Raw genomic sequence first — 17,924 nt, forward strand, 5'->3', positions numbered from 1 at the left:
GATAACTCGGACTGTAACTGATGAAAATCTATTCTAGCAATCAGTCCGCAGCGCTATGATCGTCCTTATTTTTTGCGGCTCGCCACGTCAGTCGATAAAGACCGGGCAACACCAATAACGTCAACAATGTCGACGATATAATGCCGCCGATCACGACCGTCGCCAGTGGCATTTGAACTTCGGCCCCCGTGCTAGTGTTGAGTGCCATCGGCAAAAAGCCTAATGCAGCCACTAAAGCGACCATTAATATCGGCCGTAAGCGCATCATAGCGCCATCGATAATCGCCTGTTCAATGGCTTCGCCGCGATTCAGCACATCGCGGAATGCCGAGACCATCATGACTCCTGTCAGCACCGAAACCCCGCACAAGGTAATAAAGCCTACGCCAGCCGTGATAGATAGGGGGATATCGCGCAGCCATAAGGCGATCACACCACCGGTCAATGCCAGAGGCACACCACTAAAAACTAAGGCAGCATCTTTCGCCGAGCCAAAGGTCATCATCAGCAACGCAAAAATCATCACCAAAGTTACTGGCACTAAAAGGCTTAACCGTTGCGAGGCTGATTGCAGCTGCTCAAAGGTGCCGCCGTATTCCAACCAATAGCCCGGTGGTAGTTTTACGTTTTGCGCCATTTTGTCTTGAACTTCGGCGACAAACCCACCTAAGTCGCGATCGCGAACGTTAGCGCTGACCACCAGTCGGCGTTTACCGTTCTCGCGCGAGATTTGATTAGGGCCGGGGGCTAAGGTGAGGCTAGCCACTTCTTGCAACGGCACATAACCACCATTGGGCAGTGGAATCGGTAAGCGCTCTAATGCGCTTAAGTCGCTTCTTACATGCTCGGCCAATCGCACCACGATAGAGAAGCGTTGATCACCCTCAAAGATAAGCCCAGCTTCTTCACCGCCAGTGGCGGCAGCAACGACATCTTGTACATCGGCCACATTTAAACCATAGCGATACAAGGCAGAACGATCAGCTTCAATCGACAGGATCGGCAAGCCGGATACTTGCTCTACCTTTACGCCCTCTGCACCCTCAATACCGTTCAGTAAGGCGGCGATTTCACCCCCCGATTTAAGCAATTGCTGCAAATCATCGCCAAAGATTTTAATCCCCAAATCAGAGCGCACGCCCGAGATCAACTCATTAAAGCGCAGCTGAATCGGTTGGCTGATTTCATAAGCATTTCCCGGCAGTAATGAGAGCTTGGCGCTGATTTCATCCAATAGCTGCGCTTTGGTTTTGTCGGGATTCGGCCATTCACTGTGATCTTTGAGCATCACGTAGCCGTCGGAAATATTAGGTCCCATCGGATCGCTGGCGACCTCGGCCGTTCCTACCCGAGAAAAGTAGGTTTTCACTTCTGGTATTTCCAGCACTGCTTTTTCCAATTGAAATTGCATATCCAGCGATTGGGTCAGGCTAGTGCCGGGAATGCGTAACGCTTGAATGGCAATATCTCCCTCATCTAAGTTCGGAATAAACTCAGTCCCCATGCGTGTTGCCATAACACTAACCAACACCACAAAGACGAGCGCCGCCGCTAACACCAGTAGGCGAAACTTGAGCACCCAGGCTAAGACTGGGGCATACAACCGCTTAGAATTGCGCACAATCAGGTTGTCTTTTTCTTCAATGTGGCCGCTCAGGCACAGCGCTACGGCGGCGGGTACAAAGGTCAGCGATAAGACTAGAGCGGATAGCAGGGCCATAATCACGGCCATAGCCATTGGCGTGAACATTTTTCCCTCCACGCCGGTCAGTGCCAAGATAGGTAGATTCACCAAAATAACCACCAACACACTGATCAAACTCGGGGTGAATACTTCGCGCGTGGCGCTAAACACGGTTTGAAAACGTTCCTCCAGTGCTAAGGTGCGGCCCAGTTGGTGTTGTCGTGCCGCCAGTCGTGCTATGCAGTTCTCAACGATAATCACCGCGCCATCAACAATTAAGCCGAAGTCGAGTGCGCCTAAACTCATTAAATTGGCACTGACCTTGGTTTGCACCATGCCGGTCATTAGCATCAACATGGACAGTGGAATCACCATAGCCGTCAGCAAGGCGGCGCGAACATTGCCCAGCATAACCAAAAGTACTACCACCACCAGTAACGCACCTTCGGCCAGATTGGCTTGCACCGTAGCGATCGTTTTATCAACCAATACGGTACGGTTGTATACCGGCTCGGCAATAACACCTTGTGGCAGTGTTTTATTTATTTCCACCAGCTTAGCGGACACCGCTTGCGATACCGTTCGGCTATTGCCTCCCAGCAGCATCACGGCGGTACCTAATACGGTTTCTTCGCCGTCGAGTGTTGCTGCCCCAGTACGCAGTTCTTTACCGAAACCAACGTCGGCCACATCAGCAACGGTAATCGGTACGCCAGCGCGGCGCGCAACGACAATTTTCTCGATAGCTGGAATGTCTGCCACTTGTCCGGGAGCCCGAATCAAATACTGCTCGCCGTTTTTCTCAATATAGCCCGCACCGACATTGGCATTATTGTTCTGCAGCGCTGCGACGATATCGTCAAAGCTGAGGTGATAGGCCAGCAGTTTGGCGGGGGCAGGAGTAATGTGGAACTGCTTTTCAAAACCGCCGATGGTGTTCACTTCGGTCACGCCAGGCACTAAACGCAATTGCGGACGAATCACCCAATCCTGCAAGGTGCGTAAGGCCGTCGCGTCAAACGGCTCTCCGTTATCTTGTAAAGCACCCGGTTGCGCATGAACGGCATAATGGAAAATCTCCCCCAGCCCTGTGGCCACCGGGCCCATCACAGGTTCAATGCCAACCGGCATTTCACTCTTCGCGCGTTGCAGCCGCTCGTTGATCAGGTTGCGAGCAAAATAAATGTCCGTACCTTTGTCAAACACAACCGTCACTTGAGATAAGGCGTAGCGCGACAGCGAGCGAGTACTCTCGACATACGGCAAGCCGGTAATCGCCAGCTCGACCAAGTAAGTCACGCGCTGCTCGACCTCTAACGGTGAATAGCCCGGCGCCTCGGTATTAATTTGCACTTGAACATTGGTGATGTCCGGCACGGCATCGATAGGGAGGTGCTGATAATTCCAGACACCTAATGCGGCAACGGCCGTTACTAAAAAGATCACTAGCCAGCGGCGGGCGATAGAAAATTGAATCAGTTTATCGATCATAATGAACGCCTATTTTAAGTTCAGATGACCGGTCGAAGGCGAGCAACAATGGATTAATGCGCATGTTCGGCGTCCTCCTTGCCCAGCTCCGATTTCAGAATAAAGCTGTTTTTGCTGACATAAACGTCACCATTCACCAGCCCTGCAAGCACTTCGCTGTGCTCGCCATCGCTGCGCCCTAGTGTCACGGAGCGAGGCTCAAAACCTTCCTTTCCTTGAACAAAAACGACCGGCTTGTCTTCGACAATCTGCACCGCAGAGTTGGCCACGACTAGAGGTGCTTTGACTTCGGCAAGGGTGATATTGGCGTTGATAAAGAGTCCGGGTTTCCATGCGCCGTTAGGGTTGGCGATCAAGGCGCGTACGGTCATCGCTTGGTTTGCACCTTGGCCTAGCGGCGCTATATAAATGATGTCACCTGTGGCGCTTTGGCTGCCATCAAGATTGTTAATACGAACCCGCTGCCCCAAACCAACCTGAGCGGCATCTTTAGGGAAGATCGACAAGTCGACCCAAACCGTTGATAAGTCCTGCACTACCAGCAACGGCGCAGCGGTTGTGTGCTCACCGGTATTGATATTGCGCTCGGTTACCACACCGTTGATGGCGGCATTAATCGCATAGGTTCTCAAGCTCTCATTGGCTTCTACGGTCAATAACGTATCGCCCTTGTGCACGGCATCGCCAATACGCTTATTCACGCTGCGAACAATCCCATCAAAGCGCGCTGTTACTGCCTGTACGCGCTCGGCATTGATGGCAATAACGCCATACACAGGCAATACATCGCGAATAGTCCCAGCAGTAACGGTTGCTAAGCTAATGCCTGAATGCTGAATTTGAGGTCCGGCCGGTAAAAGTGTTGGAATTAGCCACTTCGAGTATAACTAACTGAATAATAAAGATTTAATCAACCAGCAACTCAAATGACATTGGTTTAACCTGCTTGGTCAAATCCAGCTCAAAGCTTCCCAATCTGCCCAAGTGCTCGGTATGGTACGGCGAGAATGCGGCCATGAGGTCGCGGGTGATATTGTGGCCCTCCGACTTCAACTGGTTAAACACTTCCGTCATCGCGTTCACGTTGTATAGGATTGTGAAGTTCGCCAGCAAATGATTGTATTTCACGATTTTGCTTTGCTCATGCTTTAGGTTAGCGGGAATTTTTCCGGCATTCGCAAAAAACAACCAACGTGCAAACTCGTTGAACTCCTCACTCTTACAGGTCGCTGCCTGGATCGTTTTGCGTAGATCAACATCGGTGATGTATTCCAAAAGGAACATAGTTCTGACCACTCGCCCGAGTTCGCGGAACGCAAAATACAGCTTGTTTTTCCGGTTCTTGGTGCCGAACCGGCGCAGGATTGTCGAGGCGGTAATTTTTCCTGCTTTAACGGACATAGCTGTTCGCATCATATCCGCATAGTGCTTTTCAATAAGGTCCCACTTGATAGGCTCTTTGAACAAGGACTGAATATGCTTAAGCACCATAGCGCGGTCAGGCTTGTAGAAGCTGAGATCTTTGATATTTCGGATACGCGGCATGAGCTTGATGCCCAGTAGGTACGCCAGGCCAAATACCGGTGTTGATTGCGCCTGCGTATCCCCGTGAACGGTGTCTGGATTAAAATCTGATTCGTCGTTGAGCAGACCGTCCAGGATATAAATCGCCTCGTAGACACCACAGGGGATAAACCGGCTGAACAACGCAATGTAGGTATCTGAGACGTGGTAATAGGCAATGCCGCCATAGCTGCCGTAACGAATATGGTATTCCGATAGTAAATTATCTTCGTAGAGATCCCAGAGCTTGCCATCAGCGGACACACTGTTGCCCGAACCCCAACACTCAATGAGCCGGTATTTCTTGTACTCGCTGTTGATCTTAGCAATCGCTTTATCGAGACGGGCTTCCGTAGTGCGCTTTAAGTTAAGCCATGCAACTTGCTTGCGCGACACACCCTGCACGGATCGCACGGTTTCGGTAGGGCCAATATTGGTGCCGTAACAAAACACCGTCAGAACAAAACGTAACACCGGGTCGCTGATACGTGACTCGAAACCCGACAACGGGCCAAAATGTTTGTTCAAGTTCAACCATTTTTCGACATTAATGATTACATCGAGCAGGTTGATCTTGTCCAAGCGATCGCGCAAGAGCGCTCCAATTTCTTCGACCTCTGGCGAAGGTTGATCCGGTTTTGGTTTACCGATAATCAGGTTCCCGTTTTCTATACGGACCAGTTCATCCTCTGGAAATTGGCTATCAGCTTTCTGGCAGCTCGCCTCCATGGACTCCTTCAGTGTTCTTGCAAATTCAGTATCACCGGCGATAAGTCCTACCTCCTCGCAATAGGTAGGCAGCTGCGCCTCGTATTCTTCCCAGGTGATCATTTGCTCCCGGTAATCATCGAAGGTTTCACTGTAGGGAATGAACAAGTCACCGGTACTCAGTTCTTCGGCGATCCGTTCAAACACACACAGCTCAAAACAGGTTTTATTGACCTCGGTGACTTGCGCTGATTTAGTCGATTTTCCTGTGACCAGTTTCCACCAGCTTTCGCGAATCCAGCGAATGTTGATGACATTTTTGGAGGATGGATCGTTTGGATCACTTTGAATGGACAGGAACTCGGCGCGCCGTTGTTTGTATTTCAAAATAAATTGAAATGCATTCAGCAGATCCTTGTCTTCCGTGGACGAAGCCAGATTGAGTATTTCAATCGTGCGAAACAACGTTGATCGCTGCTTTTTGTAGAGTTGAACCATGAACGGCAAGTAGTTGTTACCCGCGAACGCCATGTAGTGTTCACACATTTGCAGCAACTGATCGCTGTTCTTTCCTAGGACAGGATCAAAAGCTGACACCGATTCGGGTTTATCCAAATAAACCTTGACCGTTCCAGTCAGCACAGAAATCAAATGATCAGTTTGCTTTTGATGGTCTGCAAGGTATTTCTCCAACAGTTTCTGCGCCGAGCGATCCATTTTTAACAGCAGTTTGATAAAAATATCGGCGGCATTATCCAGAGTTCGTGCGTATTGGTGTCGGATTAAAACGATGACCAGAGCGAGTCGCTTGTTCAGCTTTAGCTTCATCAATTCGGCGTAATCCAGGGCCTTGGCCTCGTCGATAAACTGCTGGTGTTTCACCGGTGGCAACCCCAAATCCGCAGGCAGTAGTGTTTGCAGGGAGGTCAGCCATTCCAGGTAGTGGATGTACGCATGGATATTGCGAGGAGTTGGGCGTTTCGGTTCATTTTTCAGCGTGCTCCAGCCAAAACCATTCGGCCCGGTGCTGGAACGGAGAATATCCGTGATGCACTGGCGACTTTCAGCCGTCAAAAATTCACACAGTTGACCGTAATACCGGGTGTTGACTTCCGCTCTGGCTGTTTGGCAGATTCGCTCAAGCACGCTGAACGCTGGCAACTCGTATCGCTCCTTGACCAAGTATTCCAACGTGACATTGATGATATCCGGCAGGGCTTCTTTAGTTGTTGCCGCCTCTTGCGCCCAACTCTTTGTTAATCCGGAGGTCTTGGCTGCATCGTAGGGTTTTATATCGAGATAACGTCGAATCAGTTTTACATGACGATCCTTTGCCCCTGACACGTAATAGGTTTGAAGATCCTTGAATGATGCTCTTGAACGACACTGGCTTTTGATGTGTGCGATGATGACGTTTGGAATTTCACCCAATGTGACAAATCTGCCTAATCGTTGGGTCGTCTTTAACTGGATTAGTAATCCCAGAAAGGAAGTGCTCGCCCGTTTGCAATGTTTCACAGCAAACTGCTGCTCTTCCGGTGTCGGTGTGTAGACATCCCCTAACTCGACATGCGTGATATCTGACTTGATCCGCGGATAGGCTGTCTGGTAAATGGCCGCCATCGATCCGCTACTTTGTTAATGGCAGTTTCAGTTGGGACAGTTTTCGCAGGTGGGCTAGTTGCAGGTTTCTGGTCGCCATTTGGTTTTCTCTTAATTTAGTCACACGTCACTCAGCGCCGGATCAATAACGTCCGTGTCCTTGATTGGTTGCGCCGAAGCGAATGGTATGCCCCCTAAGAGAAGGCATACCAATAGCGTTTTTAGGATGTTGTCTTCGTGTGAGTGGCTTGGAGCCGATGAGCAACCTCATCCCAATTAATATTATTGAAAAAAGCATCAATATATTTACCGGCAGCCGCGCCAAAGTCCATGTGATAAGAATGTTCATACATATCCATGACCAACAACGGAACTGTGCCTACCGGGAAATGTGCGTGATCACCCATCCAATAATTTTCCAGCTTATTGAAATGCGTGTTATACCCCAGAACAACCCACCCGGAACCACCGCCCAAGCCTTGAGCGATTTTGCGGAATTCGGTTTCCCAGCGATCAAAAGTACCAAATTGTTTGGCGAAAGCTGAGCGTAATTCACCATCGGCTTTGCCATTACCGCCCAGGTTATCAAAATATAATTCGTGCAAAATGACCGAGCCTGTGCGAATCAAATGCTCCCGCTTGAGATCATTGTAGAGAAACGCTGGCGTGTCGGGGTTTGCGAGTGCCTGACTCAACTGATCATTCACCGCATTCAATGTTTTTACCGAACCGCTGTAATTGTTAGTCCAATGCGACTCGATCAAATTGGCAGAAAGGCCTTTTAATTTTGCGGCATTGAAGGATAAAGGTTTTGGTTTTATTTCGGTGATCATCCAATTTGCTCCTTTAGGTGCTGCCTGAGACGACGATTCAGCTGCGCTAACATTTGATGCCGATGCAATAAGCAACCCTGCGGCAGCGGTCGCACTGGTAGCCAGGAAATCACGTTTGTTTTGGTTAAAATCATTCATTGGTTTTCCTCCGTTAAGTGTAAGCAATGAGTTCGAGCAGATCGAAAGATGACTTAATTAATCCCCATTAACGACACCGCAAGCCCAACAAGCGCCGACATGCCAATCACCTTCATCACATTCATTTTGTAACGAAATAATGCGATACCCGCTGCAACAGCAATTACCGCTGATATCCATTCAAACCGCCCATCAAAGCCTTCTGGCCACAAAATGTGGTAACAGAAAAACAGGGCGAGATTCAAGATCACACCTACCACCGCCGCCGTGATGGCCGTGAGTGGCGCAGTGAATTTCAAATCATTGTGCGTCGTTTCAATAAAGGGGGCACCCGCAAAAATAAAAATAAACGAGGGCAAGAAGGTAAACCAGGTGACAATGGTGGCGGCTACTGCGCCCGCGAGAAATACCATGTCGGTGCCAAATACGGCTTGTACATATCCCCCAATAAAACCGACAAAGGCCACCACCATAATCAGCGGCCCTGGTGTGGTTTCACCGAGCGCGAGGCCATCGATCATTTGCGTGGGCGTGAGCCAACCATAGTGGCCGACCGCACCCTGATAAACATAGGGCAATACCGCATAGGCACCACCGAAAGTGAGTAGTGCCGCTTTGGTAAAGAACCAGGCCATTTGTGTCAGTGTGTGATCCCAACCGAAATAACTCCAAAGTGCAAACAGCGGAACAGCCCAGAGTAATGCACCGGAGATCAAGATCATGCTGAAACGCGACCAGCGGAACATGGCGTGCGCGGGCGTGGGTGTGTGATCATCGAATAACGCGGTGCCGAAGGATTTATCAGCCTTGCCATGGCCACCGCCGCTGTTGAAGTAGTCAGGTAGAAACCGCCCACCCAAATAACCAATCAGTGCCGCTGCAATCACGATGTAAGGGAATGGGATATTGAGTGCAAAAATGGCCACAAACGCGGCGGCAGCAATCGCCCACATCACATTATTTTTCAACGCGCGTGAACCAATGCGATGGGCGGCATGCACGACGATGGCAGTCACCGCCGGTTTGATACCGTAGAACAAACCGGCTACCCAACTTACGTCGCCGTAAGCGATATATACCCACGAGAGTCCAATCAAAATGAAGAGTGATGGCAACAAAAACAGCACACCCGCCACTATACCGCCCCAGGTACGATGCATTAACCAGCCAATGTAAGTGGCAAGTTGTTGCGCCTCCGGACCAGGCAACACCATGCAGTAATTGAGCGCATGCAAAAACCGTTTTTCGCTGATCCAGCGCCGGCGCTCCACCAGCTCCTGGTGCATGATGGCTATTTGGCCTGCCGGGCCACCAAAGCTGACAAACCCGAGCTTTAACCAGAAACGGAAGGCTTCCCAAAAACTGACCGGCGCAGGCGCTTCAACCGGCTGGTGAGCTATTAATTCGGTGGTGTTACTCATGGTGTGTTTCCTTATTTGTAAAAGCAGCCAGTAAGGCATCGAAGACACCATTAGCCGTGGCGATGAGTTGATCGTCGTCATGAATACTGTTGCGCAATCCCCACAGGATTTGCTCCAGCCCACTGGCTTCACTGGGCTGGATACCCCCTACGTCCAGAAAATGCACCAAGGCCCCCAAGCGCGTTAAGCCAGGGTGATCGAGCCTAAAACTGTCAAGCAGAACCTCAAAAGTGACCTTGCCATTCAGGTGAGTGAAACTGGCTCCGTCAAAATCAAAGCCCAGCGCATCGGCGGGACAATCCTTCGGTGCTTGCAACCACACAAAGCGAGCCTCCGGATCGATAAAACGGCGGATTAGCCAGGCACAGGCAAGGCGATCCACCCAGGGACGTTGACGGGTTGCCCATAACCGCCCGCGATAGAGGCTGATATCCAACCGTGGGATTTCACCGGTGTGCTCATGGGGTTCGTTGGGCGATAACTGGCGATTGAGCTGAAGTTCAAGCTGTTGCAGCGCCTGCTGGGTTTGTGCCTGCGCTTCACCGGGGAAAAAATCCGTTGCGGCGATAGCGGTGAAGTTTTTGCGCAGTTTACGCAGCTGTCTGGTTGCTTCTTGCAGGGAACTACTGGCCAATTCTTTTATTGGGGGCAGCTCGTGTAAAAGATGGGCGTAATCATCCTGACGATCAAACAGGCCGCTGAATTGGCCAGCATCTTCGGTATCGACCAGGAGCACATAGGCTGAGCCTTCACTTGCCTCTACTTCTTGCAGCAAGCCATCGAACAATTGCTGATGTTCTGGTCGATGGGGAAGCAGATAAACGCCGTCACGCAATACTGCTGCACCGGAGGACTTGAGGGTTCGCCATACCCGCATACGCACTGTCGCGTTTTGGGTGGGCAGGGATAAGATCAGTAATACCCATTTCATATATTGTAGATTTAGTTACACAAAGGTAGGAAAGTCTACAATATTTTATCGATGGTGTACAGCGGCCAGAATGATCCATGATCGTGGCGGTAACATTACCAGCTTTGGTATTTGGGTTTGGCCCGATACATTGATTCTGCCCCGAATGTTGACCGAATCATTCAGCATCCATCAGGGTTGCCATCTTCTCCATTAAGATAATTGACGCATTATTGCTGAGCTGCTGGCCTTCCTCGATATACTCCCAGACGGTGGCATCGCTCTTCCAGCCGCCTTGTTTCTTGATCAACTCAAAATCCACTCGCTCACGCGCTGCCGATGTGGATAACCCTCTACGGAAACTGTGGCTACTGAGTTCAGGCACAAAATCAAACTCACAGGCTTGCCCCAGCGTTTTGAGCAAAGCATTGACCGCACCTGGAGCCAGCGCTTTTTCCTGAATGTGATCCCAGCGGTTGGTGGGACGAAACACCGGACCGCTGGTGATGCCCGCTGCATCTAACCAAGTTTTCACGGCGGTAGCCGGACAACAAGCGGCCTTTCCGTAAGGTAAAGCTCGCATTAAACCCATGCCTTGCTGGTCGGTCTTGGAGCGCGGCAACCGGATGAGCAGCCCCTCCGGCTCCCAAACCAGATCATTGACCTGAAGAGCAACCAGCTCACTGCGACGCAAGGCGCCGAAGAACCCGGTGAGTACCAAGGCAATATCCCGGTATTTCTTTTTGTTGTCCGGTAAGTGCCGCAAGTAATTTACTAGTTGGGCGATGTGCTCCAAGCGCAACGCCTTGGCCTTGCGCTTGGGCTGTCCATGGGTGCGGCGAATGCCCTCCATGGTTTTACATACCAGCGGATCACGAACCGGGTCAGTCAACCCTTGGTAGTGGTGCCATTGGCTAACGGCCGTGAGGTGAAGGGCGAGAGTCCGGCTATTCAGCACATCGGCCTTGGCCACCAGGTAACGCACCAGGGTATCCCGATCCGTGGGCAACCGCCCGCCCCATTTTTCGAACTGCCGAATCGCTGAACGGTAGGCTGTTCGCGTGTTATTGGAGGTCGCCGCTTGCAGATAGTGGCGCAGTGAGTCGGATTCTGCCAGCGACGGCAAAACTGATTGCTCACTACGTAATGGCGAATCCGATGTGAGTTTGGGTGTGTAGTTATCCATGGTTATCCCTTTTCTGTGGGTCGCTGGAAGGCACCAATGTACTGGTGTTACAAACATCAATTTTTCATTTCTCACTCATAACCCACGATAACATTCATTATCGAAGGTTACTATTTAATTTTTATTGGCTGCATAAAAGTCAATATATTATGTTATATTACGTGCTATGTAATACGTTACTAAATAATCACCGAGGGAAACTGTCATGGCTCGCGCCGGAATCACTTACTACGATGTCTCGAAAGCCGCAGAGGCTATCAAAATCCAGAACCAGGAGCCTACCGTAGATCGTGTCCGCGAGCATTTGGGAACCGGCAGCAAAAGCACCATTGCACCACTACTCAAGCGCTGGCGGTCAGATAATGGGGAGGTGGTCGATGTGAGCGGGTTGCCGAATGATCTCGTCGAGGTAGTAAAAGCCTTACATGAACGGGTTCAGCAGATGGCCGACCAGCGCATCGCGCAATCCCGCGACGAATTCAAGGCATCGAATGATCAACTCCGGAAAGAATTGACTGAGGCCCGTAACAGCATCGCGCAGCTTACCGACCGCCAACAGGATCTGAACGCCCAGCTATCGCAAATTACCGAAGCAAAAGCCCTGCAAAGCAAGTCCCTGGAAGATGTACGCATTAAGCTAGCAACGGCAGAGGCTCAACGCGACGAAGCCCTTTCACGAACTGCTGAATTAAAGGAAAGCGTTGCAGAACTCAAGCAGGAAAATAAGGATATTCGTGATCACTTTGAACACTACCAGCAACGCACCGCCGAAGATCGGCAGCAGGAACGCGAGCAATTCCACGTGGTTAACCAGGGCCTGAAAGACCAGATTCAAGACCTGCAACACCGGCTCATCCAAGCCGAGTCAAGCGCGTCCGAACTGATAGACACTAATGCGCACTTACAACGACAAACGCATGAGCTCGAACAGGCCAATGCGATGAACAAAAGCACCTTGGATAGACAAGTGGTCGATATCGAGAACTTGGAGCATCGACTTAACGACGCCTCGGCAAAAAGCCGGGAGCAGCAACATAAAAGTGAACAACTGGCGGATAATATTGCCGCACTTACCAGCCAGAAAGCAGATGCCGATAAGCAAGTGGCCGTACTATCCCAAGCATTGGAGGCCACTAAAACGGATCTGATAGTCTCTCAGAATAGAGTGGAAGCTCTGTCCGATGAGAACAGGTTGATTCTTCAGGAAAAAGCGGTGATTCAGGGACAGTTTAAGCAGCTTCAGGATTCGCTATCTCGGTAAGGATTTTATCCAGCCTTTGTCAGAAAAGCTAAATGAATCAATGTCTTATTTGCAAAGTGGCTAATTCCAACGCTTTTACCGGCCGGACCTCAATTTGCTCTTGAGTGAGTTCAATATGGCCTTCGTCATGTTCTTCGTGATCAGGCTCCTCATGTTCGTGATTTTCTTCGTCGTGGTTTTCTTGTGCATGGTCTTCTTGTACATCCTCTTGGTGTCCGAGATCTTCTTCTTGATGATCTGTCTCGGCCAAAATTTGGCCTGATACCAAGCTGAGGCAACAAGCCGCTAGACAGATAAGCTTTGTTGTCATTGAAGTATTGGAAATCATTGTGCTGTTCCTGAAAAGGTGGAGTCTTCGCCGTATTGAGTGCTTGCCAGGGGCTCAGCCGTAAGCTGCTCAATTTCCGCGCCGTAGGTTAATGCCGCCGCCGCTGCCTCAATTTGAGTGCGCTCTGCACTCAGCAACTCTTGGCGGGCACTGACATAATCGAGATAGCCGTAGCGACCTCGTTGGTAGGCCGCCTGGGTTTCGACCAAAGCTTCTTTAAGGGCCGGAATAATGGCAGTGCGTAAGGTGGTAACCGTTGTTATGGCTTGCTTGCGGTTGTGAAAGGCTCGAAATAGCTGGGTGTGTAAGTCGAGCAGGGTGACCTCACGTTGAACTGACACCTCATGTTGTTCCGCAAGTGCGGTCGATACGGCACCGGAATTTCGCTTACCGGCAGACAGCGGGACGCTAAAGCCTGCAACCAAAGCAGTGTCATCGCTTTCCTGCATGCGTCGCACACCCAATGACCATGTAATATCGGCTCGGGATTGGGTTCTAGCCAGTCGTACTTCAGCCTCTTTTAAACGCGCCTGTGTCGCGAATATATCTATCGCTGGATTCCGTTTCACTTTGGCGAGCAACACCTCAAATTCAACGTCGTTGCCAAACTGAAATAGATCCCCCTCAGCCACCTCAAAATCCGGGGTAGTCACTCCCCACAAAGCAGATAACGCCACTTTGAGGTACGACAGCCGCTGTTGCTCTGCCAGTAACGCAAGCTTCGCTTGCTCGGTTGCGGCTTGTGCTCGTTTAACTTCGGCCTCGGGGGTTGCGCCTGCCTTAGCGCGCTTTTCAACAATGCGTAAGCTGTCGTTGGCCAGTTGGGCTGCGTCTTTTGCCAGCTCGACCAATGCCTGAGCGGCCAGAACTTCAACGTAGCGGCGTGTGACTTCACCCAATAACGATAAAGATTCCACTTGTTGTTGGGCGTACAGAATGGAGCGATTGCCATATGCCACACCTTTGCGGGCTGAGCGTTTGTCGCCCATTTCGATCACTGAAGACAAAGCAATTGTTAGCTCGGCGGCGTTTAAACCCGAAAAAGCACCGCTGCCGGCGATGTTTTCTGCATCAACACTCAACTCATAACCGGGCCGCAATTGCGCGGCTTTTGCTTGTGCCTCAAGTGCGGCGTAGCGGTAGGGGAATACGGCAAGGGATGGATTCTCAGATAATGTGCGCTGCACCGCTTGGGTGAGCGTAATGGCTGAGTTTTCAGGCGCCGCATTAAGCCCTGAAGAAAACGTAAACAATAAAAAACTGAACAGAACGCCGCGCTTGCAGATGTAGCGCAGAGCACGATTCCACGCCCTATAACTAGGCGCAGTATGTAGTGGTAACATGAAGTAGATCCTACTTATTTAAGATAATGCCAACCGCGCATCGCGATAAAAACGACAGCGCAGGAAAAAACTTAAGCAGTAAAATCAGACGATAGGAGGTCGGTACAACGACGAGGATGGTGCCACAGGAATAATGGCTTGGTAGGCGTTATGCCGCGGATGTTTATACAAATAATCCGTAGCGCTGAGACTGTCGGATAGATACACATGGCAATGACAGCCATGGTGGTGGCAGTGAAATATTTCGTCGATAGCAAGGTCTTGCTCGGAAGTATTGCTAACCGTCGAGTGTTCTGGTGTTAACTCGGCTGCATCATTTGCGTATTCCGAAGAATGGGGCACTAACTCTGAATCATCAAAAGGATGCACATCCGCGGCAGCGATCACAGATTGCAATGCAATCAAGATCAATAGCAGATAAGACAGTACTTTGCGATTCATAAACCGAAGTTAAAACCCGTGAAGTTAAGTAAGCCATGAACCTTAGCATCTTCAGCGCTAGATTCAATATGAACTAAACCGTTTTTCCCGCACCTTACTTAAATCCGGAAATAAACTCTTTACTATGGTATTCCTGTTGTAGGTAACACAATTCCGGTCGCATCAGGGTTCCGGCACGTTAGTTTTAACAAACAGGAGGCATCAGATGTCGATTTCAGAATTAGATAAAGAGCTTAATAAAGATAGTCTCAATACTCTATCCAGCTTCGAAGCTGGCGGTAAAACCTACCATTATTACAGCCTGCCCAAAGCCGCAGAAACGCTCGGCGATTTGAACCAACTACCTTTCTCGCTCAAAGTGCTCACCGAAAATTTACTCCGCAATGAAGACGGTACCACAGTAGAGCGCAAGCACATTGATGCTATGGCGAAATGGCTGAAAGACCGCAAATCAGACACCGAAATTCAATTCCGCCCCGCGCGCGTGCTGATGCAAGATTTTACCGGTGTGCCCGGCGTAGTCGACCTTGCCGCCATGCGTGCTGCCGTGGAAGCGGCGGGCAAAGATCCCGCAATGATCAACCCACTCACTCCGGTAGATTTGGTGATCGACCACTCGGTCATGGTTGATCACTTCGGTGATGCCTCCGCCTTTAAAGATAACGTTGCCATCGAGATGGAACGTAACCAAGAGCGTTACGAGTTTTTGCGGTGGGGCCAGCATGCGTTTAATAACTTCCGGGTCGTGCCACCGGGTACCGGTATCTGCCATCAAGTTAATCTCGAATACTTAGGCAAAACGGTCTGGCATAAAGCCATTGGTGACAAAACAGTAGCCTACCCAGATACATTAGTGGGTACGGATTCTCATACCACCATGATCAATGGGCTGGGCATTCTTGGTTGGGGCGTGGGCGGCATTGAGGCTGAAGCTGCCATGCTAGGCCAGCCGGTATCCATGCTGATCCCTGAAGTAGTGGGCTTTAAGGTCAGTGGTAAACTCAAAGAAGGGATAACCGCTACTGACCTAGTGCTGACCATTGTCGAAATGCTGCGCAAAAAAGGCGTTGTTGGTAAATTCGTCGAATTTTATGGTGACGGTTTGCAAGACATGCCCGTGGCTGATCGAGCGACCATTGCCAACATGGCACCGGAATACGGCGCGACTTGTGGCTTCTTCCCGGTAGATGAGCAAACCATCAAATACATGCGCCTAACCGGTCGTGAAGAAAGCCAGCTGGAGTTGATCGAAGCGTACGCCAAAGCTCAAGGGTTATGGTGTGAGCCGGGGCATGAGCCTATCTATACCGACAAGCTTGAACTGGACATGGGCGAAGTGGAAGCAAGCCTTGCCGGCCCTAAGCGCCCACAAGATCGTGTCGCTTTAAAAAACATGAAAGCGTCGTTTGAGTTGTTGATGGCAACCGCCGAAGGCACAGAGCAAGCCCAAGAAACCAAACTCGATTCTGAAGGTGGCCAAACAGCGGTCGGCATTCACGACAGCTATGAGCTCACTTCCAGTCAGCCGCTAGAAATGAAAGGCGTTAAATCGCGATTAAATCCCGGGGCTGTGGTCATCGCCGCTATTACTTCTTGTACCAATACCTCGAACCCAAGTGTAATGATGGCTGCCGGTTTGATTGCCCAAAAAGCCGTCGAGAAAGGCCTTAAAACACAGCCTTGGGTTAAAACCTCGCTGGCGCCAGGTTCTAAGGTAGTCACCGACTATCTAAAAGTCGCGGGGCTAGATACTGACCTAGATAAACTTGGATTTAATTTAGTGGGTTACGGTTGCACCACCTGTATTGGTAACTCTGGCCCATTGCCCGATGAGGTTGAGAAAGCCATAACCGACGGCGACCTGACCGTGGCGTCAGTGCTCTCAGGTAATCGTAATTTCGAAGGGCGCGTGCATCCGCTGGTAAAAACCAACTGGCTGGCATCACCACCATTGGTTGTTGCTTACGCCTTAGCCGGCAACGTACAGATAGACCTGACCAAAGAGCCGCTCGGCATTGATTCAGACGGCGAGCCTGTGTACCTGAAAGACTTATGGCCACGCCAGCAGGAAGTGGCTGACGCGGTTGCTAAAGTAAACACCGAGATGTTCCACAAAGAATACGGCGCCGTGTTCGATGGTGATGCCATATGGCAGGGGATCGAATTCCCGAAAAGCAAAGTGTATGACTGGACTGACAACTCCACCTATATCCAGCACCCACCATTCTTTGAAGGGCTGCGAGAAGAGCCTGATGCGATTAGCGATATCAAGAATGCCAATATTCTGGCCTTGCTGGGTGACTCGGTAACTACCGACCACATCTCACCAGCGGGTTCCTTTAAGCCGGATACCCCTGCTGGCAAATACCTTCAAGCTAATGGCGTCGAACCAAAAGACTTCAACTCTTACGGCTCGCGTCGTGGTAATCATCAAGTCATGATGCGCGGCACCTTCGCCAATGTGCGCATAAGAAACGAAATGCTCGACAATGTTGAAGGCGGCTACACCAAGTTTGTGCCCACCGGCGAGCAGATGGCCATTTACGACGCCGCTATGAAATACCAAGGGCAGAAAACGCCGTTGGTTATTATTGCCGGTAAAGAATACGGCACCGGCTCCAGTCGCGACTGGGCCGCCAAAGGCACTCGTTTGTTGGGCGTTAGCGCCGTGGTCGCAGAATCTTACGAACGTATTCACCGTTCTAACCTGATTGGTATGGGCGTCATGCCGCTGCAATTTCCTGAGGGCACCAATCGCAAAACCCTCAAGCTGACCGGTGAAGAAACCATCAGCATCGAAGGCTTATCGGGTGAAATCACCACAGGGCAAACCCTAAAAATGACCATCACCTACAAAGATGGCTCAACCACAACCTGCGACCTTAAATCGCGGATAGATACCGCCAACGAAGCCGTGTATTTCAAACACGGTGGTATTTTGCATTATGTGGTGAGGGAAATGCTTAAATCTGCCTAAATATCTGAATAAAAGATCGGGTAGGGGAAGGCGATTAA

12 protein-coding genes are annotated in these 17,924 nt (G+C 50.5%); 2 read left to right on the forward strand and 10 right to left on the reverse strand.

Translation table 11 applies throughout. From position 1 onward, the window contains the following. Positions 1-40: 40 nt before the first annotated feature. The 7 genes from TOL_RS08100 to TOL_RS08130 form a co-directional block, all read right to left on the reverse strand. The gene (locus TOL_RS08100) at positions 41-3,175 is read right to left on the reverse strand and encodes an efflux RND transporter permease subunit (RefSeq protein ID WP_015486838.1); all 3,135 of its coding nucleotides are present in this window, start codon (positions 3,173-3,175) and stop codon (positions 41-43) included. Between the two features lie 53 nt (positions 3,176-3,228). Continuing rightward, complete coding sequence (locus tag TOL_RS08105) at positions 3,229-3,951, reverse strand: efflux RND transporter periplasmic adaptor subunit (RefSeq protein ID WP_015486839.1); 723 nt, start codon at positions 3,949-3,951, stop codon at positions 3,229-3,231. Between the two features lie 130 nt (positions 3,952-4,081). Then, a complete protein-coding gene (locus TOL_RS08110) occupies positions 4,082-7,069 on the reverse strand; it encodes a Tn3 family transposase (RefSeq protein WP_011711676.1) in 2,988 nt (995 codons plus the stop codon). Between the two features lie 200 nt (positions 7,070-7,269). Continuing rightward, positions 7,270-8,019: a superoxide dismutase gene (locus TOL_RS08115; RefSeq protein WP_007645336.1), complete on the reverse strand. Its 750-nt coding sequence runs from the start codon at positions 8,017-8,019 to the stop codon at positions 7,270-7,272. A gap of 53 nt (positions 8,020-8,072) precedes the next feature. Then, positions 8,073-9,440 (reverse strand): chromate efflux transporter, encoded by a 1,368-nt coding sequence (chrA, locus tag TOL_RS08120; RefSeq protein WP_007645338.1) that lies wholly within the window; start codon positions 9,438-9,440, stop codon positions 8,073-8,075. Next, positions 9,433-10,371, reverse strand: coding sequence for a chromate resistance protein ChrB domain-containing protein (locus tag TOL_RS08125; RefSeq protein ID WP_011711678.1), 939 nt, complete (start codon positions 10,369-10,371; stop codon positions 9,433-9,435). The genes chrA and TOL_RS08125 overlap by 8 nt, the downstream gene beginning before the upstream one ends. Before the next feature lie 157 nt (positions 10,372-10,528). Beyond that, positions 10,529-11,536, reverse strand: coding sequence for a site-specific integrase (locus tag TOL_RS08130; RefSeq protein WP_011711679.1), 1,008 nt, complete (start codon positions 11,534-11,536; stop codon positions 10,529-10,531). 205 nt (positions 11,537-11,741) lie between these two features. Here TOL_RS08130 and TOL_RS08135 point away from each other — a divergent pair, with 205 nt between their 5' ends. After that, positions 11,742-12,797 (forward strand): DNA-binding protein, encoded by a 1,056-nt coding sequence (locus tag TOL_RS08135; protein ID WP_007645345.1) that lies wholly within the window; start codon positions 11,742-11,744, stop codon positions 12,795-12,797. 37 nt (positions 12,798-12,834) lie between these two features. On the opposite strand, the gene TOL_RS08140 is transcribed toward TOL_RS08135, so the two are convergent. The 3 genes from TOL_RS08140 to TOL_RS08150 form a co-directional block, all read right to left on the reverse strand. Continuing rightward, entirely contained in the window at positions 12,835-13,125 is a 291-nt protein-coding gene (locus TOL_RS08140) for a hypothetical protein (protein WP_015486840.1), read from the reverse strand. Then, on the reverse strand, positions 13,122-14,468 hold the full coding sequence (locus tag TOL_RS08145; protein WP_015486841.1) for a TolC family protein: 1,347 nt from the start codon (positions 14,466-14,468) through the stop codon (positions 13,122-13,124). Before TOL_RS08145 ends, TOL_RS08140 begins: the two co-directional genes overlap by 4 nt. Positions 14,469-14,552: 84 nt before the next feature. Beyond that, positions 14,553-14,909, reverse strand: a complete 357-nt coding sequence (locus tag TOL_RS08150; RefSeq protein WP_015486842.1) for a hypothetical protein — start codon at positions 14,907-14,909, stop codon at positions 14,553-14,555. 205 nt (positions 14,910-15,114) lie between these two features. On the opposite strand from TOL_RS08150, the gene acnA reads away from it, so the two are divergent. Continuing rightward, positions 15,115-17,886 carry an aconitate hydratase AcnA gene (acnA, locus tag TOL_RS08155; protein ID WP_015486843.1) on the forward strand — a complete coding sequence of 924 codons (2,772 nt, stop codon included), beginning with the start codon at positions 15,115-15,117 and terminating at the stop codon, positions 17,884-17,886. Positions 17,887-17,924 lie beyond the last annotated feature (38 nt).

The sequence above is a fragment of the Thalassolituus oleivorans MIL-1 genome (assembly GCF_000355675.1).
GTDB lineage: Bacteria > Pseudomonadota > Gammaproteobacteria > Pseudomonadales > Oceanobacteraceae > Thalassolituus > Thalassolituus oleivorans.

Bases quoted from the DNA above. Each gene is read 5' to 3' on its own strand.
- TOL_RS08100 (WP_015486838.1), bottom strand. From the start codon at position 3,175: ATGATCGATAAACTGATTCAATTTTCTATCGCCCGCCGCTGGCTAGTG.
- TOL_RS08110 (WP_011711676.1), bottom strand. From the start codon at position 7,069: ATGGCGGCCATTTACCAGACAGCCTATCCGCGGATCAAGTCAGATATC.
- TOL_RS08115 (WP_007645336.1), bottom strand. From the start codon at position 8,019: ATGAATGATTTTAACCAAAACAAACGTGATTTCCTGGCTACCAGTGCG.
- chrA (WP_007645338.1), bottom strand. From the start codon at position 9,440: ATGAGTAACACCACCGAATTAATAGCTCACCAGCCGGTTGAAGCGCCT.
- TOL_RS08125 (WP_011711678.1), bottom strand. From the start codon at position 10,371: ATGAAATGGGTATTACTGATCTTATCCCTGCCCACCCAAAACGCGACA.
- TOL_RS08130 (WP_011711679.1), bottom strand. From the start codon at position 11,536: ATGGATAACTACACACCCAAACTCACATCGGATTCGCCATTACGTAGT.
- TOL_RS08135 (WP_007645345.1), top strand. From the start codon at position 11,742: ATGGCTCGCGCCGGAATCACTTACTACGATGTCTCGAAAGCCGCAGAG.
- TOL_RS08140 (WP_015486840.1), bottom strand. From the start codon at position 13,125: ATGATTTCCAATACTTCAATGACAACAAAGCTTATCTGTCTAGCGGCT.
- TOL_RS08145 (WP_015486841.1), bottom strand. From the start codon at position 14,468: ATGTTACCACTACATACTGCGCCTAGTTATAGGGCGTGGAATCGTGCT.
- TOL_RS08150 (WP_015486842.1), bottom strand. From the start codon at position 14,909: ATGAATCGCAAAGTACTGTCTTATCTGCTATTGATCTTGATTGCATTG.
- acnA (WP_015486843.1), top strand. From the start codon at position 15,115: ATGTCGATTTCAGAATTAGATAAAGAGCTTAATAAAGATAGTCTCAAT.